This is a genomic window from Rufibacter psychrotolerans (genome assembly GCF_016924645.1).
In the GTDB taxonomy this organism is placed as follows: domain Bacteria; phylum Bacteroidota; class Bacteroidia; order Cytophagales; family Hymenobacteraceae; genus Nibribacter; species Nibribacter psychrotolerans.
In genome coordinates, this window is the sequence record NZ_JAFFJV010000021.1 from 12,278 (window position 1) to 36,994 (window position 24,717).

Annotated in this window: 16 protein-coding genes and 1 riboswitch; of the genes, 11 read left to right on the plus strand and 5 right to left on the minus strand. The window is 56.3% G+C overall.

The annotated features are described in order from the left end of the window. The 4 genes from purN to JT718_RS17745 form a co-directional block, all read right to left on the minus strand. Complete coding sequence (gene purN / locus JT718_RS17730; RefSeq protein WP_205504132.1) at positions 1 to 612, minus strand: phosphoribosylglycinamide formyltransferase; 612 nt, start codon at positions 610 to 612, stop codon at positions 1 to 3. A gap of 385 nt (positions 613 to 997) precedes the next feature. Continuing rightward, entirely contained in the window at positions 998 to 1,834 is an 837-nt protein-coding gene (locus JT718_RS17735; protein ID WP_205504133.1) for a TIGR03915 family putative DNA repair protein, read from the minus strand. Positions 1,835 to 1,852: 18 nt separating this feature from the next. After that, the gene (locus JT718_RS17740) at positions 1,853 to 2,002 is read right to left on the minus strand and encodes a hypothetical protein (protein ID WP_205504134.1); all 150 of its coding nucleotides are present in this window, start codon (positions 2,000 to 2,002) and stop codon (positions 1,853 to 1,855) included. Positions 2,003 to 2,079: 77 nt separating this feature from the next. Beyond that, on the minus strand, positions 2,080 to 3,345 hold the full coding sequence (locus tag JT718_RS17745) for a putative DNA modification/repair radical SAM protein (protein ID WP_205504135.1): 1,266 nt from the start codon (positions 3,343 to 3,345) through the stop codon (positions 2,080 to 2,082). 180 nt (positions 3,346 to 3,525) lie between these two features. Between JT718_RS17745 and JT718_RS17750 the strand changes: the two genes are divergently transcribed. From JT718_RS17750 to JT718_RS17795, 10 genes are all read left to right on the plus strand, one after another. Further along, positions 3,526 to 5,421, plus strand: coding sequence for a BamA/TamA family outer membrane protein (locus tag JT718_RS17750; protein ID WP_240337154.1), 1,896 nt, complete (start codon positions 3,526 to 3,528; stop codon positions 5,419 to 5,421). Between the two features lie 161 nt (positions 5,422 to 5,582). Then, positions 5,583 to 9,407, plus strand: coding sequence for a PKD domain-containing protein (locus tag JT718_RS17755; protein WP_205504136.1), 3,825 nt, complete (start codon positions 5,583 to 5,585; stop codon positions 9,405 to 9,407). 12 nt (positions 9,408 to 9,419) lie between these two features. Further along, positions 9,420 to 10,451, plus strand: coding sequence for a PorP/SprF family type IX secretion system membrane protein (locus tag JT718_RS17760; protein WP_205504137.1), 1,032 nt, complete (start codon positions 9,420 to 9,422; stop codon positions 10,449 to 10,451). Positions 10,452 to 10,695: 244 nt separating this feature from the next. Then, positions 10,696 to 11,529 (plus strand): CvfB family protein, encoded by an 834-nt coding sequence (locus JT718_RS17765; RefSeq protein WP_205504138.1) that lies wholly within the window; start codon positions 10,696 to 10,698, stop codon positions 11,527 to 11,529. 32 nt (positions 11,530 to 11,561) lie between these two features. Beyond that, a complete protein-coding gene (locus JT718_RS17770; RefSeq protein WP_205504139.1) occupies positions 11,562 to 14,066 on the plus strand; it encodes a DUF5916 domain-containing protein in 2,505 nt (834 codons plus the stop codon). A 12-nt stretch (positions 14,067 to 14,078) separates the two neighbouring features. After that, positions 14,079 to 14,741, plus strand: a complete 663-nt coding sequence (locus JT718_RS17775; RefSeq protein ID WP_205504140.1) for an NAD-dependent epimerase/dehydratase family protein — start codon at positions 14,079 to 14,081, stop codon at positions 14,739 to 14,741. Positions 14,742 to 15,046: 305 nt separating this feature from the next. Further along, positions 15,047 to 15,832, plus strand: a complete 786-nt coding sequence (locus tag JT718_RS17780) for an SAM-dependent methyltransferase (protein ID WP_205504141.1) — start codon at positions 15,047 to 15,049, stop codon at positions 15,830 to 15,832. A 138-nt stretch (positions 15,833 to 15,970) separates the two neighbouring features. Continuing rightward, the gene (locus JT718_RS17785; RefSeq protein WP_205504142.1) at positions 15,971 to 16,480 is read left to right on the plus strand and encodes a hypothetical protein; all 510 of its coding nucleotides are present in this window, start codon (positions 15,971 to 15,973) and stop codon (positions 16,478 to 16,480) included. Between the two features lie 312 nt (positions 16,481 to 16,792). Further along, positions 16,793 to 17,938, plus strand: a complete 1,146-nt coding sequence (locus tag JT718_RS17790) for a fatty acid desaturase family protein (RefSeq protein WP_205504143.1) — start codon at positions 16,793 to 16,795, stop codon at positions 17,936 to 17,938. A gap of 178 nt (positions 17,939 to 18,116) precedes the next feature. After that, positions 18,117 to 18,899: an alpha/beta fold hydrolase gene (locus tag JT718_RS17795; RefSeq protein ID WP_205504144.1), complete on the plus strand. Its 783-nt coding sequence runs from the start codon at positions 18,117 to 18,119 to the stop codon at positions 18,897 to 18,899. A 178-nt stretch (positions 18,900 to 19,077) separates the two neighbouring features. Here the strand turns inward: JT718_RS17795 and JT718_RS17800 are convergent, their stop codons facing one another. Next, positions 19,078 to 20,547, minus strand: a complete 1,470-nt coding sequence (locus JT718_RS17800; protein WP_205504145.1) for a M64 family metallopeptidase — start codon at positions 20,545 to 20,547, stop codon at positions 19,078 to 19,080. A 207-nt stretch (positions 20,548 to 20,754) separates the two neighbouring features. After that, positions 20,755 to 20,862, plus strand: a riboswitch (SAM riboswitch). 79 nt (positions 20,863 to 20,941) lie between these two features. On the opposite strand from JT718_RS17800, the gene metH reads away from it, so the two are divergent. Beyond that, positions 20,942 to 24,631 carry a methionine synthase gene (gene metH / locus JT718_RS17805; RefSeq protein WP_205504201.1) on the plus strand — a complete coding sequence of 1,230 codons (3,690 nt, stop codon included), beginning with the start codon at positions 20,942 to 20,944 and terminating at the stop codon, positions 24,629 to 24,631. Positions 24,632 to 24,717 lie beyond the last annotated feature (86 nt).

Here is a 24,717-nt window from a genome sequence, read left to right on the forward strand (position 1 = left end):
TTAGGCAGTGGGCGTTTTAGGGCTGTTTTTACCAGACGTGAGCAATTCCTCTACTACGCGGGGCAGATGCCGGTGCTCCAGCGTCAGGACCCGGGCGGCCAGGGTCTCGCAGGTATCATCGGGCTGTACGGGGCAGCGCTCCTGGTAAATGGGCGCGCCTTCGTCGTAGTGCTCGTTCACGTAGTGGATGGTAATACCCGACTCGGCTTCCTGCGCGTTGATCACGGCCTGGTGCACGTGCTGCCCGTGCATGCCCTTGCCCCCGAACTTGGGCAACAACGAAGGATGAATGTTGATGATCTTGTTGGGGAATGCCTGCACAAACCCCGACGGCAGCAGCCAAAGGAAGCCCGCCAACACAATCAGATCTGGGTTGTAGGCCTGTACCTGCTCCAGCACCTCGCCGCTGCGCAAAGCCGCGCGGTCAAATACCCCCGTGGGCACCCCAAAGTTCTGGGCGCGCTGCAAAGCGAAAGCATCTGGGTTGTTGGAGAAAAGCGCCGCCACCTGAATCTGCGGGTGGTGCTCAAAGTGCTCCAGCAGGCGCTGGGCATTACTCCCGGAGCCGGAAGCGAAAATAACGATGTTCTTTTTGTCTGAAGAGGTACCCAAAACTGCCTGTGCTGTCAATGGAAGAGCAAAGATAGTGTTTCTGGGGTATTTTCAGGAAAATAGCTAAAAAACGTTCTAAAATGCTTTATGTCAATTGATACAGAAAATTCGCCGCTGCTTTGCTAAGTGCTCCTCGCTCGCCTCTGGCGAGTGTGGGTTATTGGGCGGCGTCTCGCCGCCAGGCACATTGTACTTCATTAAACAAAATACCCCAATGCGGCCAGAGGCCGCCCGATAGCTCACACTCGCCAGAGGCGAGCGAGGGAGAAAGCAATGCAGAAACTAGGCTTAAGGAGGCTAGCCACAATTCATCCCTATTCCTAAGAAGCAACTTAATCCCGTTTTGGCCTGATTTCTAGAAAACAGCCCTAAAACCATCCACAACCTACGGGTTCAACTGCCTAAGCTCCGTGGGTACCTGTTTGTTCTGGATGGGCTGATGCGCTTGTTGCCGGGGCTTTTTTTCGGTGAGGTATTTCCAGTAGCGTTTGGGCATGTGGAGCAGGTGCAGCTTTTTGTTCTTCCGTTCCGGGATGTTCACATGGTCAAAGTAGGTTTGCCAGAGTTGCTGGTACAAGGGTTCCACTTCGGTGAGGATATCCGGGGAAAGCTGGCCTTGCCGTAGCCCGCGTGGCGCTTCCTCTAGGGAGACCAAACTCACTTGCTCCAGGTCATAATAGGCTCCGTACTGGCGGCGCACGTCATAGATGAGCCAGGGCTGATCGGCGTAGCGTTTCTCAAAGTGGGTGATGATGAGCGGCAGCACGTTGAAGTCTGGGCTGATGGGCGCCAGAAACAAGCCATCCTGGGTGCGTTGAAACCGGATGAAGGCTTCCATGCGGTGTTTTTCCCGGAACATCTGCTTGCCAATGGCCGCGATCTTCTGCACGCACGCATCCGCGAAGTTCTCTTCCACCCCTTTCTGCTGGCTAGAGAATACCAGTCGGGCGAACCGAAAAATCAGCATCTCAAAGCCGGGCTGCTCCCAGAGGTACGTTTTGTACACGTTTTCCCAAGCTTCTTTGGAAAGCTTCCTCCCCAGGCCTTCCCACACGCGTTTGGCTTTAGCCTCATCAGTAGGCACAAAAAGATGCGTGGCGAAGATACCCGGCGGCGCCTCCCCTTCTCGGCCAATCTGGTCAGGCCAGGCTTTGCGCTCATACGCCTCAAACACCACCGTCAGGAGGCCTTCAAAGGAACCGTCGTAGGTATAGAAATGCATGGCGCGGTGTTTACTTTGTTAGGAAGCGATGCGGATGGAAGTGCGTCGGCCGGTTCCGTTGTTCTCGTGGCGTTGGGCTGAGATCTGGCGCAGATACGGCACCAGGGTGCTCAGTTTGCAACGGAAAGAAACAGGGGCTACGGTTTGGCGGTTGGTGATGGCTGGCATAGTGATAGACGTATGAGGTTTTACAAATACAATTCTTTTTCTTTTGGTTGGCGGGAGAGCAGCGGGCGGGTGGTTTCTTAGCCCGCTTGCTGAAACAGGTCCAGTTGGCTGCCCCATAGGTTGGCTCGGCTCCCCTTCTCCCCGAAAATGATTCTTCTCCGGATTGCTTCTTCGTCCCATTCTCTCGTTTCCAAACTGCGCCCTCCGCAGGTGATAAAATACTTGGCCCGTTTCAGCACCACCCCAATCTGGCGCAGGTGCTCCCAGGTTAAGTGGGCAAAGCGGCGGGCCGCCACTATTTTCTTAGCTGATTTAATCCCGATGCCCGGCACCCGCAGAATCAGCTCATATTCTGCCGTGTTGATCTCCAGCGGAAACACGTGCCGGTTGCGCAGCGCCCAGGCCAGTTTAGGATCAATCTGCAGGTCCAGTTGCGGGTTCTGCTCGTCTACCAGCTCATTCACCCCAAAGCCGTAGAGGCGTACCAGCCAATCGGCCTGGTACAAGCGGTTCTCTCTTATAATAGGTGGCGTACTGAGGATGGGCAGGCGGCTATCGGTCACTACCGGCACGTACCCCGAGTAGTACACCCGCTTGAGCTGATAGTTCTGGTACAGGCCGTCGGCCAGGGTCAGGATCTGGCGGTCGCTTTCGGCGGTGGCCCCTACAATCAATTGGGTGCTTTGTCCGGCTGGCGCAAACGAAGGCGTTGATTTGAACAGTTTCTTTTCTTCCTTCACCAGCACCAGTTGGTCTTTGATGTGACCCATGGGCGTGAGCACTTCGGTGAAGTTCTTCTCCGGTGCCAGGCTCTGCAGGCTTTGCTCGGTGGGCAACTCAATGTTCACGCTCAGTCTATCGGCGTACAGGCCAGCCTCTTTTACCAGTTCCTCGCTGGCCCCTGGTATGGTCTTGAGGTGGATGTAGCCGTTGAAATTATGCTCCTTGCGCAGCTTCTTGGCAACCCGCACCAGGCGCTCCATAGTATAATCAGCGTTTTTGAAAATGCCGGAACTCAGGAACAGGCCTTCTATGTAATTACGGCGGTAGAAGTTGATGGTAAGGTCTACTACTTCCTGCACCGTGAAGGCGGCGCGTTTTACGTCGTTGCTTTTGCGGGACACGCAGTAAGCACAGTCAAAAATGCAGAAGTTGGTGAGCAATATTTTTAGCAAAGACACGCAACGCCCATCCTCTGTGTAGCTGTGGCAGATGCCCATTCCTTCGGCATTGCCCAACCCTTTGCCCTCATTTTTGCGTTTACCGCCGCTGGAAGAACAGGAAACGTCGTATTTTGCAGAATCTGCCAAAATACTTAGTTTTTCTACAAGCGAAGTCTGCATCTGCTATGTGGTTTAAGTCCCTGATTACGTTAGCAAGTTAGCACAAAGCAGGTTAAATAACTAAATATTTTAGCCACATTTTATCAACACCCTGTGGATAAAACTAACCACAATAGCATTGTTTTCCCCATTGTGGTTTTTCCCGGAATTTGCCGTATTTTAAGAGATGGAGTATAAGGTATGAAGACGGCCAGTACAAGTTTCAGGTACCCCAGGCTGCTGTTGCTGCTGGCAATGGCGTGCTGGTGCACTTGCTTTACAGCCGTTGCCCAGGAAACCCCGCCCGTTTCCAAACCAGACTCCGTCCAGGCCCCTGCCGATACTACCAACCCCAAAAGCTTCCTGCAGTCGCTCAAGCGCATTAGCCAGAAGAAGACGCTCTTTGGCCGGGCCGTGAAAGCGCTGGTGGTCCTGAAGCCCCGAAGAGTTGATGGGCCAATAGAGAACGAACTGCTGCCCCAGGCCCACGAGAAGCACAACTACAAGGTAGTGCGCAGCATTTACTTCAAGCGGCTGGACGCTTTTGGTTACTCCATCCATGACACGCTGGCCCTGCCCGACAATGCTTTTGAGCGGCTGGGCAACGCCCTGCACATGCGCACCAAGCAGGGCCTGCTGCGCAACCAGATCCTGTTCAAGGAGGGCGATCTGCTGGAACCCCTGGCCCTGTCTGAATCGGAGCGTTTGCTGCGTCAGACGGCCTACCTCCTGGACGCCCGCGTGCTGGTGAACGACTCCACTTCCACCAGAGACAGCGTGGACATTGTCATCATTACCAAAGACGTCTTCAGCATCAGCGGGTCGGGCTCGGCCAGTACCTCGGGCACCCGCCTGGCCCTGCGCGACATCAACTTCATGGGCGTGGGACACCAGATCAGGACCAGTTACCGGTTTGGACTGTCAGAGCCGCAAAGCTGGCAGTTCTCGGGGAGCTACTTTATCCAGAACATCTCCAACACGTTTATCTCGGCGGAGTTGCTCTACCAGAACACCCATTACTACAAGCAGCAGAGCATCAGCTTCCGGCGTGATTTCTTCGCCACCAATACCCGCTATGCTGGCGGAGCCTCGGCGGGCTGGTACCAGACCCTGCAGCCCAACTACTATGAAGAGGACCCTCAGCAGCCCGACCAGCCCATTCCGCACACGCCCCTGGACTACAACATCCAGGACTTCTGGATAGGCCGCTCGTTCGGGCTGAAGTCGTATGACCTGGCCCAGGAAAACCCGAGCCGGCTCATTACGGCGGCCCGGTTCATGAACATCAAATACACCCAGGGAAGCCTGCCCACCATGCAAAGCGCCCGGCTTTACCTTACTTCCTTTGGGTACAGCTTTAGAAGGTATTACAAAGACCAGTACCTGTTTGGGTTTGGTAGAACGGAGGATATTCCGGCGGGCAACCTGCTGGCCATCACGGCCGGGTTTGAGGACGGGGCGCTCAAGAACCGCCTCTACCTGGGCGTGAAAGGCGCCTTTGGCAAGTACCAGCCCAGCTTTGGCTACCTTTACGGCGGCCTGGAGTATGGCAGCTACCGGCACAACAACTCCTGGGAGCAGGGGGTGCTCACCTCAGAGGCGCTGTACTTCACGCCTTTGTACCGGCTGCGCAACTGGCGCTGGCGGCACTTCCTCTGGAACCGCACCGCCATAGGCATGCGCCGCCCCGATTTGTTTGCCCTGGACATTGACCAGGAAGACGGCATCAGGGGCTTTAGCTCGGCCACGGTGCGGGGCTACCGTAAGTTTGTGCTCAACTACGAGACCAACCTGTTTACCCCGCTAAGCCTGCTGGGCTTCCGGTTGGCCCTGGTAGGCTTTGCCGATGCGGCCTGGCTTACCAGCACCCAGAACAAGTCGCCTCTCAAGGAAAAGCCGTACACCGGTTTTGGGCTGGGCCTGCGTTTCAGGAACGAGTACTTCACGTTTAACACCATCCAGATCCTGCTGGGCTATTATCCGCGCCTGCCCGAAGTCAACGGGCAGCAGGACTTCAAGATCTTCCAGACCACCCGGCAGTACTATGACTTCAACGACCTGAGGTTTACCCAGCCGCTGATCTCTGAATTCAGGTAGCGTTTTGGGCCTATTTTCCTGAAAATGCCTTGTTTCGGCTATATGGTATTGAAATAAGCAACATTTTTCTTAATATCACCCTAGAGTCATCCTTGTAGCCTAACGCCCTCTTTACCACCCTACAGGCTCGTCCACTGGTCTAACGCTGAACGCCATAGAAAATGAAGTTACCCCCTTACATTTTCAAGACCCTCTGCTTGTGCCTTCTGCTGCTAGGGCACTTGGGTACGGCGGCCCAAAGCACCTCCAACAAAGGCCGGGATTTCTGGCTGGGCTACATGGCGCACATCCAGAACGAGTCCGGGACCAATCCGCAGGGCGGCATCTCGCAGATGAACCTGTATGTCACCTCAGACGTGGCCACCACCGTGCGGATCTCGGTGGGGCAGGCTCCGGCCTCTTCGCACCAGGTAGCCGCCAACGCGGTCACGGTCATTCCCATCAGCCCATCGGTGGCGTACGTGGGTTCCAGCGAGGTCATTGAGAACAAGGCCATACACGTCACCTCTGATGCGGCGGTGGTGGTCTACGCCCACATTTACCACCTCAATAAATCGGGGGCCACCCTGGTGCTGCCTTCCAACACGCTGGGGCGCTCCTACTACGCCATCAGTTACACCCAGAGCGATCTGTCAGATTCCCGGGCGGCCTCCCAGTTGATGGTGGTGGCCCTGGAAGACAACACTACCATTGAGATCACGCCCACGGCCCCCACGCTGGGCGGCCAACCGGCGGGCAGAACGTTTTCGCCGCCCCGGCCCCTGAGGAAGGGCGAAGTGTACCAGGTGCGCTCCAGGCAGGACCTCACGGGCACCAAGATAGAATCGGTAGACGCGGGGCTGGGCTCCTGCAAGCGCATCGCGGTTTTCTCGGGCAGTTCGTACACCGCCATCCCCGAGCCGTTTACCTGCCCCGACATGCTCAGCGGCGACAACCTGTACCAGCAGCTCTACCCGGTGAGCGCCTGGGGCAAAAACTTTGTCACCGCGCCTTTCCTGAGCAGGTCTGCCGGGGACATCTACCGGGTACTGGCTGCCGAGGACAACACCGTGGTCACCGTCAACGGCCGTTCCTCCACCATTCACCGGGGGCAGTTCCATGAGTTTGAGAACCAGACCGCCAACTACATCTCGGCCTCCAAGCCGGTGCAGGTGACCCATTACACCAAGTCGCAGTCCTGCGATGACGTGCTCAGCGACCCCGACATGGTGCTGGTGAACCCGGTGGAGCAGACCCTGAACAGCATCACCCTGTATTCCTCGCCCAATTTTCAGATTTCGAGCCATTTTATCAATATCACCATGAAAACGGCCAACGTGGGTTCCTTCCGGCTAGACGGCCGGCCAGTGCCGTTTTCCCCGGTGCCTGCCAACCCGGCCTACTCCTACTCGCAGAACCGGGTGGCCAGCGGCAACCACACCCTCACCGCCGACAGCGGCTTCAACGCTTCGGCCTACGGGTTAGGGAACTATGAATCATACGCCTACTCGGCGGGGGCCAACGTCACCAACCTCAACCAGAACATCACGGTGCTGTCAGACAGCCTCTGCGAGGGGCGCAGCATTCGGTTCAAAGGCTTTGCGGTGTACCAGCCCCTGTCCTGGAAGTGGTATTTTGGCGATGGCTCCACCTCAGACGAGCAGAACCCCACCCACGCTTTTCCCAGGGCGGGCAAGTTCACGGTCTCCCTGGTCACCACCAAATCCAACGGCAACGACTGCGACTCGCAGGATTCTACCTATATAGAGGTGGAGGTGTTCCCCAACCCCAAGGCAGACTTTGCCTATGACGTGGCCTGCTCCAATGACAGCACCCGCTTCACAGATAAAACCCAGCTCGGTTCGGGCAGCCTCAAGGAATGGCGCTGGGATTTTGGCGACGGCACCACCTCTACCAGGCAGAACCCCAGCCATAAGTTTAAGAGCCCCGGCACGTACAACGTCAGGCTTACCGTCACCAGTCAGGGCTCCTGCGTGAGCGACACCACCCGGCAGGTGACCATCCTGGCCCCGCCTGCGGCTCGCTTCAACTGGAACAAAGTCTGCGACAAGGAAGAAATGGCGTTCCAGGACCAGACTACCGTGCCGCAGGGCACCGTGGCGCGCTGGGAGTGGGACTTTGGCGACGGCTCCTCCCGAAGTTCGGCACAGAACCCCAGGCACCTCTTCCCGCAGCCGGGCACCTACACTGTGCAGCTGAAGGCCTTCTCCAGCCAGGGCTGCGTAGACTCTACCCGGCAAACCGTGGTGGTGAACCCCAGACCCGTGGCCGCCTTCACCCTGCCCGACCTCTGCGTGCAGGACGAGGCCGTTTTCCAGAACCAGTCCACCCTGGCCTCGGGCAACATGACCTTCCGCTGGGACTTTGGCGACGGTACGTTTTCTACCCAGCGCACGCCGCGCCACCGCTTCACCCGCGAGGGCGACTATACCGTGAAACTGGTGGTGACCTCAGACCAAGGTTGCCAGGACAGCGTTTCCCACACCTTCACCATTAACGCGGCCCAGCCGGTGGCTGCCTTTACGGCTTCCTCGTTCTGCCAGGAGCAGGGCGTCACCTTTACAGATGCCAGTACCATCTCTTTTGGCAAGATTCTGCGGCGGCGCTGGAGTTTTGGGGATGGCACCTCTTCTGAGGAGCTTACTCCCCGGCACCAATACACGCAACCGGGCACTTACCAGGTTACCCTGCAGGTGTGGTCTGGCCTGGTCTGCACCAACTCCGTGACCAAGACCATTGCGGTGCTCCCTAACCCGGCCTCCAGCTTTACGGCCCCCACGGTTTGCCAGGGCACCGAGACCCCATTCACCAACACCACCAATGCCAGGGGCAGCGGCACCCTCGCGTACCGCTGGGACTTCGGGGACGGCACTACCTCCACCGCTGCCAGCCCAGCCCACCGGTACGCCGCGCCTGGCACCTACCAGGTCACCCTGGCGGTGACCGGGGCCAACGGTTGCGCCCAGACCTTCTCCGCCCCGGTGACCGTGACGCCTACTCCCAAAACGGACTTCTCGCCCACGGTGGGCTGCGTGGCCAGCGCCGTTACGTTCCAGGACATGACCAGCCTGGCCAGCGGCAGGCTTACCTCCTGGGCCTGGGACTTTGGCGACGGGGCTACCGCTACGGTGCAGAACCCGTCGCACCAGTACGCCCGGGCGGGCACGTACACAGTGCGGCTTACCACCACCTCAGAGCTGGGCTGCGCCAACACCGTGACCAAAACCATCCAGATTGCCCCCGTTCCGGTGGCCCAGGCCGGGCCAGACCAGCTTATCTGCGGCAGCACCTTCACTACGCTGGCCGCCAACGCGCCGGCGCCGGCTACCGGGCTCTGGACGGTGGTGCGGGGCGCGGGCGGTTCCTTCTCCAACCCCACCAGTCCCACATCGGGCTTTACCGGCACCCTGAATGAGACCTACGTGCTGCGCTGGACCGTGAGCAGCAGCCCCTGCGCCAACGCGGTGGACGAGGTGGAAATCAAGTTGATGCCCACGCCGCAGGTAGACGCCGGGCGCGACCTTCTGCTGGTGGAAGGCGAGAGCGTGACCCTGCAGGGCAGCGGCCAGGGTGCCCTTTCCTGGAGCCCGGCCACGGGGGTAAGCAATGCCACCATCGGTACCCCCATGGTGACTCCCCTGGAAACCACCACCTATTACCTCAACGTGGTCTCGGCGGCGGGTTGCCCCAACCAGGACAGCGTGAAAGTGACCGTGATCAAGCGGCTGCAGATTCCTACTGCTTTCTCGCCCAACGGCGACGGACAGAATGATACCTGGGTCTTGGAGGGAATTCAGGATTACCCTAACATCCTGATTGAGATCTACAACCGCTGGGGGCAGGTGGTGTACTCCACCCGCGGGTACCCTTCGCCCTGGGACGGCAAACGGAACGGCAGTGACCTGCCCATTGGCGCGTACTATTACCTGATAGACCCCAGCAACGGCCGGCCCAAGATCTCGGGGCCGCTCACCATTCTGCGCTAACCAGCCAAGCCCATGAACCTAAGACGCCTGCTTCTGCTTTGCCTGGTTTTGCTTCCCCTGCTGGTGGGGGGGCAGCAGATCCCGCATTACAGCCAGTACATGCTCAACCCGGTGCTCATGAACCCAGCCGTGAGCGGCACCGACAACTACCTGGATGTGCGGGCCGGTTACCGCAACCAGTGGGTGGGCCTGGAGGGCGCGCCCACGTCCTATTACCTGAGCGGGCACATGCCGCTTTCCCGCCTGGACTACATCACGCCGCCCACCACTTTCCGCCCGCAGGCGGCTACCCAGACCCGGCACAAGGCCCGCTGGCGGCCCGAGCACCGCAGCACCGCCCAGAAAGCCCGGCCGCACCACGGCATTGGTCTGCTGGTGCAGGCCGACAAGGCCGCCGGCCTGAAGCGCACCGAGTTCCAGGTACTGTACGCCTACCACCAGCCCATCAGCCCCACCCTTAAGCTGGCGGCGGGGCTGGCCGCCGGGCTCACCCAGTTTGGCCTGAACCGCGACCGGCTCACCTTCGGGAGCCCCGGTGACCCGGTGATCAACGCCGACGAGTACAACCGGCTCTTGCCCAACGTGGGCGTGGGGGTCTTGCTCTACAGCAACCGGTTCCTGGCGGGCGCCTCGGTGGTGCAGGTGCTGCCCACGCCGTTCAGTTTCCGCGACACCCGCCCGGCTACGCCCGCCCGGCAGCAACGGCACTTCTTCGCGCACGGCGGCTACCGGTTTGCGGCCAACCGGCACATCAGCGTCATGCCCTCGGTGGTGGTGAAGTACGCCGGTCCCAGTCCGCTGGCGGTGGACCTCAACGCCAAGGTCTTCTGGCGCGACCAGTTCTGGGTGGGCGGCTCTTACCGGTTCCAGGATGCGGCCGTGCTCATGGCGGGCTTTCAGTACAAGCAGAAGTTTCACCTGGGCTACGCCTATGACCTTACCACCTCGGGCCTGAACCAGGTGAGCTACGGGTCGCATGAGCTGGTGCTGGGCCTCATGCTGCGCAACCGCCGCTCCATCTATTCCCCCTCTCAGTACTGGTAAGAGCGTTTGGGGGCTGTTTTCCTAAAAAGGACCTCAAAACAGCCTGGTCCGCCTTGCGGTCTGGATGCCGAAGCTACCCATATCCCCTTTTCCGGCAGGTGAGCGCCTGCGGATACCCTTCCGTTTTGGGCCCGTTTTAGGCAAAACGGGCCCAAAAAGAAACTGCGGTAAAACTTTGCTTTGCCGTTGATAGGTGCCGCCTAGATTCTATACCTTTGCTTTTACCTTTAACCCTTTATTTGGTATGCTGCACTTAGGCGATTACAACTACCTGGAGATCTTGCGCGAGCTGGAACACGGCGTTTACTTAGGCTCTGACGACGGCGATGTCTTGCTGCCCCGCAAGTACGTGCCCGAGGGCAGCCGCCCCGGCGACATGGTCTCCGTGTTTGTGTACCGCGACTCTGAGGACCGCCTGATTGCCACCACTCTGGAGCCCAAGGCCAAAGTAGACCAGTTTGCCTGCCTGCAGGTGCGCGACGTGAACAACTTCGGCGCTTTCCTGGACTGGGGCCTGGAGAAGGACCTGTTTGTGCCCTACAAAAACCAGCACGACGCCCTGCACCCCGGCCAGTGGACCCTGGTGTACGTGTACCTAGACGAGAACTCAGACCGCCTGGTGGGCTCCACCAAACTAGGCCCTTTCCTCAGCTACGAACCCATTACGCTGGACGAAGGAGAGGAAGTGCAGCTCCTGATTGGCCCCGAGAAAGCCCTGGGCTACCAGGTGATCGTGAACAACAGTTACCTGGGCATGCTGTACCGCAACGAGGTGTTCCGCCCCCTGGAGCCTGGCGCGTACACCACCGGGTACGTGAAGAAAGTACGAGAAGACAACAAGCTAGACGTAAGCCTGCAGAAGCAAGGCTACGACGAAGTGGAGCAAGCCGCCCAAACCATTCTGCAGAAACTCAAGGCAAACGGGGGCCACCTTCCGCTCACCGACAAAAGCGCGCCTGATCTGATTTACCAGACCCTGGGTATGAGCAAGAAGACCTTCAAGAAAGCAATTGGCGCCCTCTACAAGAAAGGCACGGTGCAGTTGCAGCCCGAAGGCATTCAGCTGACTTCTTCCTGAGCAACATTCTCACCGGTAGCTCTTCCACCTACATGCGACACCTTTTCTTCTTAGCTCTTTTGCTGGGCAGTTGCCCTGTGCTGCACGCCCAAACGCCCGCTAAAGAGAAAAAACAACTCACGGCCGTGAGAACCACCACGCCGCCCAAGGTAGACGGTCTGCCCACGGAGGAAGTATGGCAGCAAGCTCCAGCCGCCACCAATTTCACCCAGAACGAACCGGTCAACGGCGCGCCCTCGCGGCAACGCACCGAGGTACGCATCCTCTACGACGATGACGCCATTTACGTGGGTGCCATGCTCTACGACCCGGCCCCCGACTCCGTGCTGACCCAGCTGAGCCAGCGCGACGGCGGCCAGGTAAACGCCGATATGTTTGGCGTGTACTTTGACACCTACCTTGACAAGCAGAACGCCTTTGGCTTTGAGGTGTCGGCGGCCGGCGTGCAGACCGATTTCAAGTCTACCAGCAACGGCGATGACTTTGCCTGGAACGCCGTGTGGGAGAGCGTGGTGGCGCGCCATGACCAGGGCTGGTCGGTGGAGTACCGCATCCCGTACTCGGCCATCCGGTTCCCCAAGAAAGACGTGCAGGCCTGGGGCCTGAATTTCTGGCGTTCCACGCGCCGCTACCGCGAAAGCGCCTTCTGGAACTACGTAGACCCCTCGGTACAGGGCTGGCTGAACCAGTTTGGCGTCCTGAACGGCGTGCAGGGCCTGGAGGCGCCGCTCAGGCTCTCGCTCATGCCCTACCTGTCTGGCTACGCCGACCATTATCCCCAAGACCAGGCTGGCAAGAAAGACCTGAAAACCACCCTCAACGGCGGCATGGACATCAAATACGGCATCAACGACGCCTTTACCCTGGACATGACGCTGGTGCCCGACTTCGGGCAGACACAGTCAGACGCGCAGGTGCTCAACCTCTCGCCGTTTGAGGTCCGTTTTAACGAAAACAGGCAGTTTTTCACCGAGGGCACCGAGCTGTTCAACAAAGCGGGGCTGTTCTACTCCCGCCGCATCGGGGCCCAGCCCCTCAACTACGGCAACCTGGCCTACGACCGGAATTATTACGGCCGCGACGGAGAGGAAGTGGAAATAGTGGAAAACCCCGAGAAAACCAGTTTGCTGAACGCCACCAAGATTTCGGGGCGCACCAACAAAGGCCTGGGCATTGGCTTTTTCAACGCCGTGACGCGCAACACCTTTGCCACGCTCCGGAGCGAACGCGTGCAGGAGGAGTTTAAGGTGCTTACTGACCCCGCCACCAATTACAACGTGCTGGTGCTGGACCAGACCCTGCCCAACACCTCGTACGTCACGCTCACCAACACCAACGTGACCCGCAGCAAAGGCTTCTACAACGCCAACGTGACCGGGCTCATGACCCGCCTCTCCAACAAGAAGAACAGCTACACCCTTAACCTGGCCGGTAACCTGAGCCAGAAATACCACAAAGACCAGGTACCCGAGGGCACCGACAAGGTAGAGCTGGGCCATTTCTACTCGGCCAGTTTTGGGAAGACTAGCGGAAATTTCCAGTTTAACGTGCGGCACACTGCCGAGAGCCACACCTATGACATCAACGACCTGGGCTACCTGGACAACAACAACTCCCGCGAAACCCAGGCGCACGTGGCCTACAACATCTACAAGCCCTTCTGGAAACTCAACAACATGTACAACGCGCTGGGCGTGCAGCACCGCATGCTCTACAAACCGGCCGCGTTTACCCAACTGGCCTACTTTCTGGAAACCAACGCCACCACCAAGAACTTCCTTTCGTTTGGCTACACGCTGGTCTGGCTCCCCAAGGACGGCTATGACTACTTTGAGCCCCGCTCCTACAAAGACGGCGTGCCTGACCGCAAGTGGCGCAAACCTGCCGGCTGGGAGCTAAACTCCTATATCTCCTCAGACTACCGCAAAAAATTTGCCCTTGACCTTAGCTTTGGCTTTTACCTGGCCCCGGAGTATGACCAGTTTGACAAATGGGTGGGCGTGAGCCCCCGCGTTCGGGTCAATGACAACCTGCAGCTGATCTACCGCCTTGACTACAACCACGCGCCGCGCGATTTCGGGTTTGCCGGCACCGGCCTCCAGGACAGCATCTTCTTTGGCCGGCGCGAGGTGCAGACCGTGAGCAACACGGTAACGGGTACCTACATCTTCAACGCCCGCACGGCCCTGAACCTGAACATGCGCCACTACTGGTCTAACGCCACCTTTGACCGCTATTTTCTGCTGCAGGAAGACGGCAACGGCACCCACCTGGGGTACCGGCCGGCCTCGCCTTCGGCCCTGCCGCGCAACTTCAACGCCTTCAACATTGACCTGGTGTACAGCTGGCGGTTCGCGCCGGGCAGTGAGGTGAGCGTGGTCTGGAAAAACGCCATTTATGACAGCGCCCTGCCCACCAGAACCCACTATTTCCTGAACCTGCGCAACACCCTTCAGGCCAAACAATTGAACAGCTTCTCCGTTAAGGTCTTATACTACCTGGATTACCAGGAGATCAGGCGAGTGCTCAAAACCTAACCTTTCCCTTGTATGGTGTCTCCTAAAGTTGCGCTTATTGCCGGTGCCAGCGGCCTGGTAGGCAGCCACTGCCTGCAGTTGCTGCTGCAGAGCCCGCGCTACCACAAGGTGATCTCGGTGGGGCGCAAGCTCATTCCCCTGGAGCACCCCAAACTGCAGCAACAGGTGGTAGACTTCAACCATCTGGAGAAGCACCGCCACAGCCTCATCGCCGATGACGTGTACTGCTGTCTGGGCACCACCATTAAGAAAGCGGGCTCACAGGAGAAATTCAGGCAGGTGGACTACACGTATGTGGTAAACCTGGCCAAGATCACGGTGTCGCACTTCGCCAGTCAGTTTCTGGTGGTGTCAGCGCTGGGGGCCGATGCCAGCTCCCGCATTTTCTACAACCGGGTCAAAGGCGAAATGGAGCAAGCCGTTAAGGCGCTTCCGTTCACGGCGGTGCACATCTTTCAGCCCTCGCTGCTCCTGGGCAACCGCAAAGAGGTGAGGCTGGGCGAGAAGGCAGCCTCGGCGTTCGCCAACGTGTTCGGCTTCCTGTTCAAAGGTCCGCTGCGCCCGTACAAAGCCATTCAGGCCCAAGCCGTGGCCAAGGCCATGCTGGAGGCCGCCAAGCAAGACGGCGGCGGGGTACTGGTGCACTCCAATGAGCAGATGCTGCAATACAGTTGATGAGTAATGGTTGGAGAACCCTATTTCCCCAACAAAAATACAGGAGAAAGGTAGCGTTGTTACCCTGTAACAGGGTGCCTCAACGAAACAGAAACGCTCCGTCTAACACAGGCCTTAATCCAGGGCATAAATGGTTCAGGAAAGGAGTAACGGTTAGCGCTTCGTAGAACCACGTCGTTACAGGGTAACGACGCTACAGTTCTGTTCTGGGGCTGTTTTCTGAAAAACAGCCCCAGAACAGAAAAATCTTCTGGGGCCAACTTCCTCTTTTCTGGTGCGTACTGTGTGCAAACCTTACGCAAACCATGGACTCTGCCCAACCTCAGATCAGGCACCACTTTCCGCGCAGCACCCAGTATGACCCCAAGTGGGTGCGGGAGCACTCCATGGGCGAGAACGTGCTCTTTAACCTGGAAAGCATCACGCCTCTTATTCCGTTTAAGAAAGGCATGCGGGTGCTGGACCTTGGCTGCGGCAAGGCGGCCAGTTCTATCTTCCTGGCCAAGGAGTTTGACGTGCAGGTGTGGGCGGTAGATGAGGCCATCTCGGCCACGGCCAACTATGAGCGGGTGCTGGAGGTCCAGCTGGACAACCGCATTTTCCCCCTGCAGGCCGATGCCCGTTCCCTGCCTTTCCCCGAGGAGTTTTTTGACGTGGTGCTGGTGATTGACTCGTACACCTACTTCGGCACTGACGACAAGTACCTGCCCTACATCTGCCGCTTCCTGAAACCCGAGGGCTACATTGGCATTGTGGACGTGTGCTTTACGGAGGAGATTGAGACCCTGGACCAGGTGCCCGACTTTCTGCGCGAAGATTACCAGAATTACTGGTACTACATCCACTCGGTGCCGTGGTGGCGGAAGCTCTGGGAAAAGACCGGCCTGGTAGAGGTTACCGTGGCCGAGCTGCTACCCGCCGCCCAGATCATCAGGGAGCAGTACGTGCGCGATTTTGAGGAACACGGCCAGAAAAAAGACCCGTTTGCCCGCGCCCTGAAGAAAGACACCCACCAGAAAATCAGCTTCTTCAGGCTGGTGGGCCAGCGCACCCAGAAAGACGCGTACCTGCAGTCTTACAAAAAAGCGTAACTTTGCGGCACTGGCCTTCTGGGGTTATCCTTTGGGCCGGTTTTGACTGTTTTTCTCCACAGGTAAAATATTAGGGGTTTCTGGGCAGTTGTATAGACGCACGCGTGGCTTTCATCTTTTGCAAAGAATCTTTTTACTATGAAGAACAAACATCTTATTTTTGGGCTGGGGCTGCTGTTGCTTAGCTTTGCCAACCTAAAAAGCGCCCAGGCGCAAACGGTAGGCATCGGCCTTCGGGTGGGTGGCTACGCGGCGGGGATCTCGGGGAAATATTTTTTCCGGGATGACTGGGCCTTTGAAGGAATCCTGGGAACGGGGTTCGGCCGCAGGGGCTTTCAGGTGACCGGCCTGTTTGAGAAGCACGCACCGGCCTTTGGCGTAGCGGGGCTACAGTGGTTTTACGGCGGGGGGGCCCACATTGGGTTCTTCAAGGGCCGGTACTACCACAGTCCCTCCAGCAGACATTATGACGATTCTTTCAGAAAGACCCTCACAACGGTGGGGATAGACGGTATTGTAGGTTTGGAATATCAGATTACGGAGATTCCGGTGTCAGTAGGTATCGATTTTAAGCCATTTTTCGAAACCAACCGCGATGGACTCTTCCTGTATGGTGACGGAGCTCTGACCGTGCGCTATACATTCTAATGCTTCCCCGAACCTACTTGAAAAGCCTGCCTCGTGCAGGCTTTTTCATTTTCTGCCTTTGCCGTTTTAGGGCCTTTTCTGAAAAACCGGGCGTAAATCGCACCTCTCTTTTCTGAGCGGCAGAACAGAGCAGGGCACCCGCTTTGGCGCAGGCGGCATCCTGTTTTGGCTACCATGACACTTTCTTGCAGGCAAACACGTTAACAAGGCAGCGGCCCTTCCCTTGGTCTGCCATTATATGTTTATCTTTCGTGCAAATTCCTCCCGCACCCGTGCTTTAGAGGCGATCCCTGCTCCAACTTATTCCATTGCATGTCCTCTAAGTTAAAGTTCCTCAATACAGAAAAGTCTACTTTTTATGCCACCACCCGCCTACGGGTAGACGCTTATCTAAAAGAAAAAGGCAGCTCCAGAAATGCCAACGGTGCCATGTGGCGCAAGATCGCCTTCTATCTGACGGTAACCGCCGGCTTGTATGGCCTTATTCTCTCTAACCAGTTCTCTGTCTGGCCTATGTTTGGGCTGGCGCTGCTGCTGGGCGTTTTCAGTGCCCTTATTGGGTTCAATGTGTGCCATGACGCCATCCACGGGTCGCTTTCTGCCAGCGGCAGGGTCAACAAGATCTACAGTTTTGTTTTCAACCTGATTGGCGCCAGTCCCTACGTCTGGAACCTGACCCACAATGTGGTGCACCACACCTACACCAACATTCCCGGTCATGACGAAGACATTGAGGTAGCCCCCGGCCTAATTAGGGTAAACCCCGAGGAGAAAGTGACCAAGGCGCAGCGGTTTCAGCACATTTACGCCTTTGGGCTCTACAGCCTTTCTTCCCTGTCCTGGGTGCTCAGGAAAGACTACATCAAGTTCTTCCAGAAACAGATTGGGGCACAGGCCACGGCCAACCACCCCAGGAAAGAGTACTACAAACTTTTCCTGTACAAGGCTATCTACTACGTGCTGTTCATGGTGCTGCCGCTGGTAGTCTTAGACATTACCTGGTGGCAGTTTGTCATTGGGTTTGTGGGCATGCACCTGGCCGAAGGGCTGGTGATGGGCCTGGTGTTTCAGTTGGCGCACGTGGTGGAAGGGACTGATTTCCCCGCCCCCAATGAAGACGGCAACATGGAAGAAGCCTGGGCAAACCACCAAATGCGCACCACCGCCAATTTCGCGACCAGGAGTAAAGTGGCCGGTTTCCTGCTGGGCGGCCTGAACCAGCAAATTGAGCACCACCTCTTCCCCAAGGTCTGCCACATTCACTATCCCGGCATTTCGGCCATTGTAAAGGCTACCGCGCATGAGTTTGGGTTACCGTACATTGAGAGCCCTACCTTCTCCCAGGCCTTAGGCTCGCACTACCGTATGCTCAAGAAGTTGGGCTGGCAGGCGTATCAGGAGCAGGAGCTTTCCCTGGCCGCAGAAAAATCAGAGAAAAAGCTCTTAGTTGCCAGCTAAGCCATTGCCCGCTGAAGTGAAACCAGCCTAATCAGGAAGTGTAACGCGGTGGATTGTTTAATGTGGTTCAGCACAAACGAACTCTGAATCTTGCTGATGTGGGGGCACTGTCCTCCTCCTGGGGAAAGTTCTGGCGAAAAAGCAGCAGAAGCTGCAAACGATCTAACCTGATTTTTTGATGACCTCCACCCACACCAGCGCCTTGGCAAACACCAACGGGATGAATCTTTATACCGAGTTCCAGCACGAGCATGCAAACCGCCCCACCCTGGTCTTCCTGCACGACTCCCTGGGTTGCTTACAGCTCTGGCGTGATTTCCCTGAAAAACTAGCCCAGGCGGCCCAATGCAATGTTTTGGTATATGACCGCCTGGGCTACGGAAAGTCGGCCCCCATGCCATCGCACGAAAGACCCACCAATTATTTGGAGCTAGAGGCAGATGTCCTGAATAACCTTCTCGCCACGCTAGAGATAACCGACGCGATCCTGTTTGGCCACAGCGACGGCGGCTCCATTGCCTTGATTGCGGCAAGCAAGTACCCGGAGAAGATCAAAGCCATTATCTGCGAAGCTGCCCACATTTTTGTGGAGGAGCTTACCCTAAACGGGATTTACGCGGCCATGCAAGCCTACAACACCACCAACCTGCCCGAGCGCCTGCAGAAATACCACGGCGATAAAGTGGACACCATTTTCAAGGCTTGGACCCACACCTGGACCCGCAGCGATTACCGGCAGTGGAACATAGAGCATTTTCTGCCCGGCATCACCTGTCCGTTGTTGTTTATCCAGGGTGAGGCAGATGAATACGGTACTTTGGCGCAGGTAGAAAAAACCGTCAGTCAGGTAAACGGCCCAGCCGAAAAATACCTCATCCCCAACGCTGGCCACACTCCGCATAAACAATACCCCCAACTGGTGTTAGACAAAGCCATTGAATTCATACACCGGTTGGCTTAAGTCTAAAATCTAATGCCACCTGAAAAGCTTGCCACGTGCAGGCTTTTTCTACTTATACTGGTTTTTAATTTTAAGCAGTTTTTTAAAAAACAGACTCAAAACATGAGCATGTTAGCACAGGAGAAATAAGCAAAAACCTCTTAACCTTCCATGATAGGAAATTACGAAGGCCTAGCAATTATTTTTGAACTACTAACTGTTTTGTCAGGGTAGTTGAGCCTACCTGCATACGGTATAGATAGAGACCTGCACCCAAGCTCTTTGGCCTCCAATCAACTTGATGTTGGCCTTGTTTGAACGCCCCTTCTGTGACGACAGCCACTTTCCTACCCAAAATATCATGAACAGTAAGGCGAACATTAGAAGGCTTTGGCAGGTGAAATTTAAAAGTAGTAATCTCCTGTACCGGATTAGGAAAATTCTGACCCAATACTATGTTGGCTATATTCAAATCGCCAGGAGAAGATAAAGGCTCTGGCACATGAATCTTCCAGGTACGGGTTTTGGTAAGTTCCGGCAGAATCACAGGGTCTCGCACATAGGGGGTTCCATCTTTCACCCGCAACTCTACCGTGTGTTCGCCTACGCCCAGCCCGCTCCCTGTCACTGGTAATTCCTTGGCCCCGGTTTTCACTAACACCCCATCTATAAACCATTCTAATAACAACCCGTGCTCTGGTAGAGGGGCGTCCAGGCTCAATTGCAGGCTTTCAGTGCTTTTCAAAATCAGGTCTTCCGCTGCCGGAAGAAACTTCCTGATCCTGGTCATGCGGTTAGACCACCGCTCATCTTGATAGATAAAGCTGATGATGGCTTCCTTGCAAACCGCACAGAAATCGTGCTCTGACGCGCGCATTTTACACTCCAGTTGCGGACGATACCAACCCTTCTCTTGGATGGCCCCCTCAAACAGACCTACTTTCTCTTTATACTGGTCAGTTTGCGGAGTTGGCAACGGGGTTCCGGCCTCTATCCAATGCTTCCATTTTATTTGCTCCCGCTCTACTTTTGAGGTAACATTTCGAGCCTCGTGAGGCGAATGAGCAGGTTTTATGTACTCATCTGCCAGAAAGAATTGGTGACCTAACTCATGCACCACTGGCGCAAAATCAGAGCCTCCCCGGGCTGTCATGTCACTGGTGCCAGCATCCATCTCATCATTGATCAGCATCATATAGAATGGGTCCAGATACCCCATCTTCTCATACATCCACCACTTAAAATCACTCCAAGTATAACTGCCATCTGCATTAGGCTTTATACAGACACCTATTCCCACACAGTCATTATAAGTGGCATTGAAGTGCGTGTCCCTCACTTTACCCCAACCGTACCAATCTATTCCTGAGTCTTTAGAAGCAACCGAAACGGCCAGCACATTGAAATAACTCTTATACTCTTTGAAGGGTGAGGCAGCGAAAATCTTATCCGTCACCCGCTGAGCATCAGCTAAAAAGATGGGAATTTCTTCTTCTTTATACCCTTCAGACACAACAATAATAGTCATTCTTCTATCTAAAGGACCATTCTGCAGCAACGGATGAACCGTGTATTGGGCTTTGGCAGTGTGGCTTGCCCCTAACAAAAAGCAACCAATCACCATCTGCAAAAGCGTTATCCGGCAAAGAGCTCTGTACATAAAGAACATATATTGTGGTATAAGCTGAGATAACTTTCTACCTCTTCTGGTAATGACACATAAGGATATACAACGGGGCAACTGTACGTCATTCTATGGACATGCCAAACCACCTTTCCCCCTAGCGGCGGGCATAAAGTAGTTCTTCTATTATCCCTATTTAAACTGACAATGTGGAGATTTGCAGAATCCAACCCTAGCCGCTACCTTTGCAGATGCTTATCAAGAAAGACGGAGGGATTAGGCCCTGTGATGTCTTAGCAACCCAATTCAGTTGGGTGCTACTTCCTACCCGCTGCACCTATGCGCCGGGGGAGATAAGTGACGGATATTCCTGCACACCTGCCCGCCACTTTCCTCTGCCCTTTCTTGAGCCGCAACTAACCCTTTAGGTTTGCACAAGATGACCCGCATTGAGGAAGAAGTAAAAAAACGCATATTAGTCTTAGACGGTGCCATGGGTACCATGATCCAGCGGTACAACCTCACCGAGACTGATTACCGCGGCGAACGGTTCAAAGACTACCACCTGGACGTGAAGGGCAACAACGATTTGCTCTCCATCACCCAGCCGCACATCATCAAGGAAATCCACAGCCTCTACTTTGAGGCTGGCGCCGATATTGCGGAGACCAACACCTTCAGCGGCACCTCCATCGCCATGGCCGACTACGACATGCAGGACCTGGTGTACGAACTGAACTACGAGTCGGCCCGCATTGCCCGCGAAGCCGCCGACGAGTGGACCGCCAGAACCCCGGATAAACCGCGTTTTGTGGCCGGAGCCATCGGGCCCACCAACCGTACGGCGTCTTTATCACCAGACGTGAACAACCCCGGTTACCGCGCTATCACCTATGATGAGCTGGTAGAAGCCTACACCGAACAGGTAAGAGGCTTGGTAGACGGAGGGGTGGATTTGCTTTTGGTGGAAACCATTTTTGATACCCTCAACGCCAAGGCGGCTTTGTTCGCCATTGACCAATACAGCCAGCAAACGGGCAAACGTTTGCCGCTGATGGTATCCGGCACCATTACCGACGCCAGCGGTCGTACCCTCTCCGGTCAAACCGTTGAGGCATTTTTGTACTCCGTGTCGCACATGCCGTTGCTGAGCGTGGGCTTTAACTGCGCCCTCGGGGCGAAACAATTGCGTCCGCACTTGCAGTCTCTGAGCAAAGCATCTAAATTCCACATCAGTGCCTACCCTAATGCTGGTCTTCCCAACGCCTTCGGGGCGTACGACGAGACGCCGGAGCAGATGGGCCAGCACATCCGCGATTTCCTGGAGAACAACTTCGTGAACATTGTGGGGGGCTGTTGCGGGACCACACCGCCGCACATCAAGGTGATTGCTGAGATTGCGAAAGAATACCCGCCGCGTCCATTGCCGCAATTGCCAGCCGTTCCTACGTACTCGGGCCTGGAGCCGCTCACGGTGTACGAAGGGTCTAACTTCGTGAACATCGGCGAGCGTACGAACGTGACCGGTTCCAAGAAATTCGCCCGCCTCATTCTGAACGAGCAGTACGAGGAAGCCCTGGCCATCGCCCGCCAGCAGGTAGAGAACGGTGCCCAGATCATTGACGTGAACATGGACGAAGGCATGCTGGACTCTGAGGCGGCCATGACCTTGTTCCTGAATTTGATTGCCTCTGAACCAGACATCGCGCGGGTGCCTATCATGATTGACTCTTCCAAATGGAGCGTGATTGAGGCCGGTTTGAAGTGCGTGCAGGGCAAAGCCATCGTGAACTCTATCTCCCTCAAAGAAGGCGAGGAGAAATTCAAAGAGTACGCCCGCAAAGTGCGCAGCTACGGAGCCGCCGTGGTGGTCATGGCCTTTGACGAGGAAGGCCAGGCCGATAACTACGAGCGCCGCATCCAAATATGTGAGCGTGCCTATAACATCCTGACCAAAGAAGTAGGCTTCCCCGCCGAAGACATCATCTTTGACCCGAACATCCTCACCGTGGCTACGGGTATGGAGGAGCACAACAACTACGCCGTAGACTTCATCAACGCCACCCGCTGGATTAAGCAAAACCTGCCGGGCGCCAAAGTGAGCGGTGGGGTGAGCAATATTTCCTTCTCGTTCCGGGGCAATGACCCGGTTCGCGAGGCCATGCACTCTGTGTTCCTGTACCACGCCATCAAAGCCGGCTTGGACATGGGCATCGTGAACGCGGGTATGCTGGAGGTTTACGAGGAAATCCCGAAAGACCTGCTGGAGCGCGTGGAAGACGTGATCCTGAACCGTCGTCCGGATGCCACTGAGCGCCTGGTGGAGTTCGCCGAAACGGTGAAAAACAAAGGCAAGGAGGTGGTGCGCGACGAGGCTTGGCGCCAGGAACCGGTGCAGCAGCGTTTAACGCACGCTTTGGTGAAAGGGCTGGTAGAATACATTGACCAGGACGTAGAAGAAGCCCGCCACCTGTACAGCAAACCGCTGGAAGTGATTGAAGGTCCGCTCATGGACGGCATGAACGTAGTAGGTGACCTGTTTGGCGAAGGCAAGATGTTTTTGCCGCAGGTGGTGAAAAGCGCCCGCGTGATGAAGAAAGCCGTGGCGTACCTGCTGCCTTATATTGAGCAGGAGAAGGAACGCGCCGCTGCTGCCGGCGACACCTCTACCCGCCAGACCAACGGCAAAGTCTTGATGGCCACTGTGAAAGGCGACGTGCACGACATAGGCAAGAACATTGTGGGCGTAGTACTGGCCTGCAACAACTACGAGGTGATTGACCTGGGCGTGATGACGCCTGCTGATAAGATATTAGAAGCCGCCCGCGAGCACAACGTGGATGTGATTGGCCTCAGCGGCTTGATTACGCCTTCTCTGGACGAGATGGTGCACGTGGCCCGCGAGATGGAGCGTCAGAACTTCAACATTCCGTTGCTCATTGGTGGCGCTACCACCTCCCGCGCGCATACCGCTGTGAAGGTGGCCCCGGCTTACAATGGCACCGTGGTGCACGTTCTGGATGCTTCCCGTAGCGTACCCGTAGTTGGCAACTTGCTGAGCCCCGAGAACAAAGAGAAGTTCGCGCAGGAAACCCGCCTGGAATACGACCAGATGCGCGAAGGCTACCTGAGCCGCCAGAAGGAAAAGAAATACCTGCCCCTGCCGCAGGCCCGCGCCAACAAATTGCCAATCGAGTGGAAAGCAGAAGACGTGTACACCCCGGCTAAAACCGGCGTACAGATATTCCAGAACTTCCCGCTGGAGGAACTGGTGCCGTACATCGACTGGACGCCCTTCTTCCAGGCATGGGAACTGCACGGTAAATTCCCAAAACTGCTGGAAGATGCAGTAGTGGGTGAGGCCGCCACTAAATTATACGCTGATGCCCAAGCTTTGCTCAAGCGCATTGTAGACGAGAAACTGCTCACCGCCAACGGCGTGGCTGGCTTGTTCCCGGCTAACAGCGTAGGCGACGATGACGTGGAAATCTACACCGATGAACAGCGCACCCAGGTGTTAACCTATTTCCGGACGCTACGCCAGCAAGGCCAGAAAGGTCCGAACGTGCCCAACTTAGCCTTGGCTGATTTTGTGGCACCTAAGGAAACCGGACTGGCAGATTACACCGGAGGTTTCGCGGTAACGGCGGGTATTGGCTTAGATGAACTGGTACAACAGTTTGAAGCCGACCACGACGACTACCACAGCATCATGGCCAAAGCCCTAGCGGACCGTCTGGCCGAAGCTTTTGCGGAGAAGTTGCACGAGATTGTACGCAAGGAGATTTGGGCGTATGAGCCGGAGGAAAGCCTCAGCAACGAGGATTTGATCAAGGAAAAATACCAGGGCATTCGTCCGGCACCGGGTTATCCGGCCTGCCCAGACCACACCGAGAAAACGACGCTGTTTCAATTATTGGACGTGGAGAAACATACCGGCATCACCTTAACCGAGAGCCTGGCCATGTACCCAACCGCGGCAGTGTCTGGCATGTACTTCGCGCACAAGCAGTCCCGCTACTTCGGGTTGGGCAAGATTGAGAAAGACCAGGTAACGGATTATGCGCAACGCAAAGGCATGAGTGTGGAGGAAGTAGAGCGCTGGCTGTCGCCTAATTTGAATTACTAGGTTTTCAGTTTCGGGGCCGTTTTGAGGAAAACAGCCCCGAAACAACACATTTGGAGAACCCTGCTTTGAACTGAGATTATTCTACT

Excerpts from the sequence above, each read along its gene's own strand:
- JT718_RS17780 (WP_205504141.1), top strand. The coding sequence starts at position 15,047 with ATGGACTCTGCCCAACCTCAGATCAGGCACCACTTTCCGCGCAGCACC.
- JT718_RS17745 (WP_205504135.1), bottom strand. The coding sequence starts at position 3,345 with ATGCAGACTTCGCTTGTAGAAAAACTAAGTATTTTGGCAGATTCTGCA.
- JT718_RS17740 (WP_205504134.1), bottom strand. The coding sequence starts at position 2,002 with ATGCCAGCCATCACCAACCGCCAAACCGTAGCCCCTGTTTCTTTCCGT.
- JT718_RS17735 (WP_205504133.1), bottom strand. The coding sequence starts at position 1,834 with ATGCATTTCTATACCTACGACGGTTCCTTTGAAGGCCTCCTGACGGTG.
- JT718_RS17775 (WP_205504140.1), top strand. The coding sequence starts at position 14,079 with ATGGTGTCTCCTAAAGTTGCGCTTATTGCCGGTGCCAGCGGCCTGGTA.
- JT718_RS17785 (WP_205504142.1), top strand. The coding sequence starts at position 15,971 with ATGAAGAACAAACATCTTATTTTTGGGCTGGGGCTGCTGTTGCTTAGC.
- JT718_RS17760 (WP_205504137.1), top strand. The coding sequence starts at position 9,420 with ATGAACCTAAGACGCCTGCTTCTGCTTTGCCTGGTTTTGCTTCCCCTG.
- JT718_RS17765 (WP_205504138.1), top strand. The coding sequence starts at position 10,696 with ATGCTGCACTTAGGCGATTACAACTACCTGGAGATCTTGCGCGAGCTG.
- JT718_RS17755 (WP_205504136.1), top strand. The coding sequence starts at position 5,583 with ATGAAGTTACCCCCTTACATTTTCAAGACCCTCTGCTTGTGCCTTCTG.
- JT718_RS17790 (WP_205504143.1), top strand. The coding sequence starts at position 16,793 with ATGTCCTCTAAGTTAAAGTTCCTCAATACAGAAAAGTCTACTTTTTAT.
- metH (WP_205504201.1), top strand. The coding sequence starts at position 20,942 with ATGACCCGCATTGAGGAAGAAGTAAAAAAACGCATATTAGTCTTAGAC.
- JT718_RS17750 (WP_240337154.1), top strand. The coding sequence starts at position 3,526 with ATGAAGACGGCCAGTACAAGTTTCAGGTACCCCAGGCTGCTGTTGCTG.
- JT718_RS17800 (WP_205504145.1), bottom strand. The coding sequence starts at position 20,547 with ATGTTCTTTATGTACAGAGCTCTTTGCCGGATAACGCTTTTGCAGATG.
- JT718_RS17770 (WP_205504139.1), top strand. The coding sequence starts at position 11,562 with ATGCGACACCTTTTCTTCTTAGCTCTTTTGCTGGGCAGTTGCCCTGTG.
- JT718_RS17795 (WP_205504144.1), top strand. The coding sequence starts at position 18,117 with ATGACCTCCACCCACACCAGCGCCTTGGCAAACACCAACGGGATGAAT.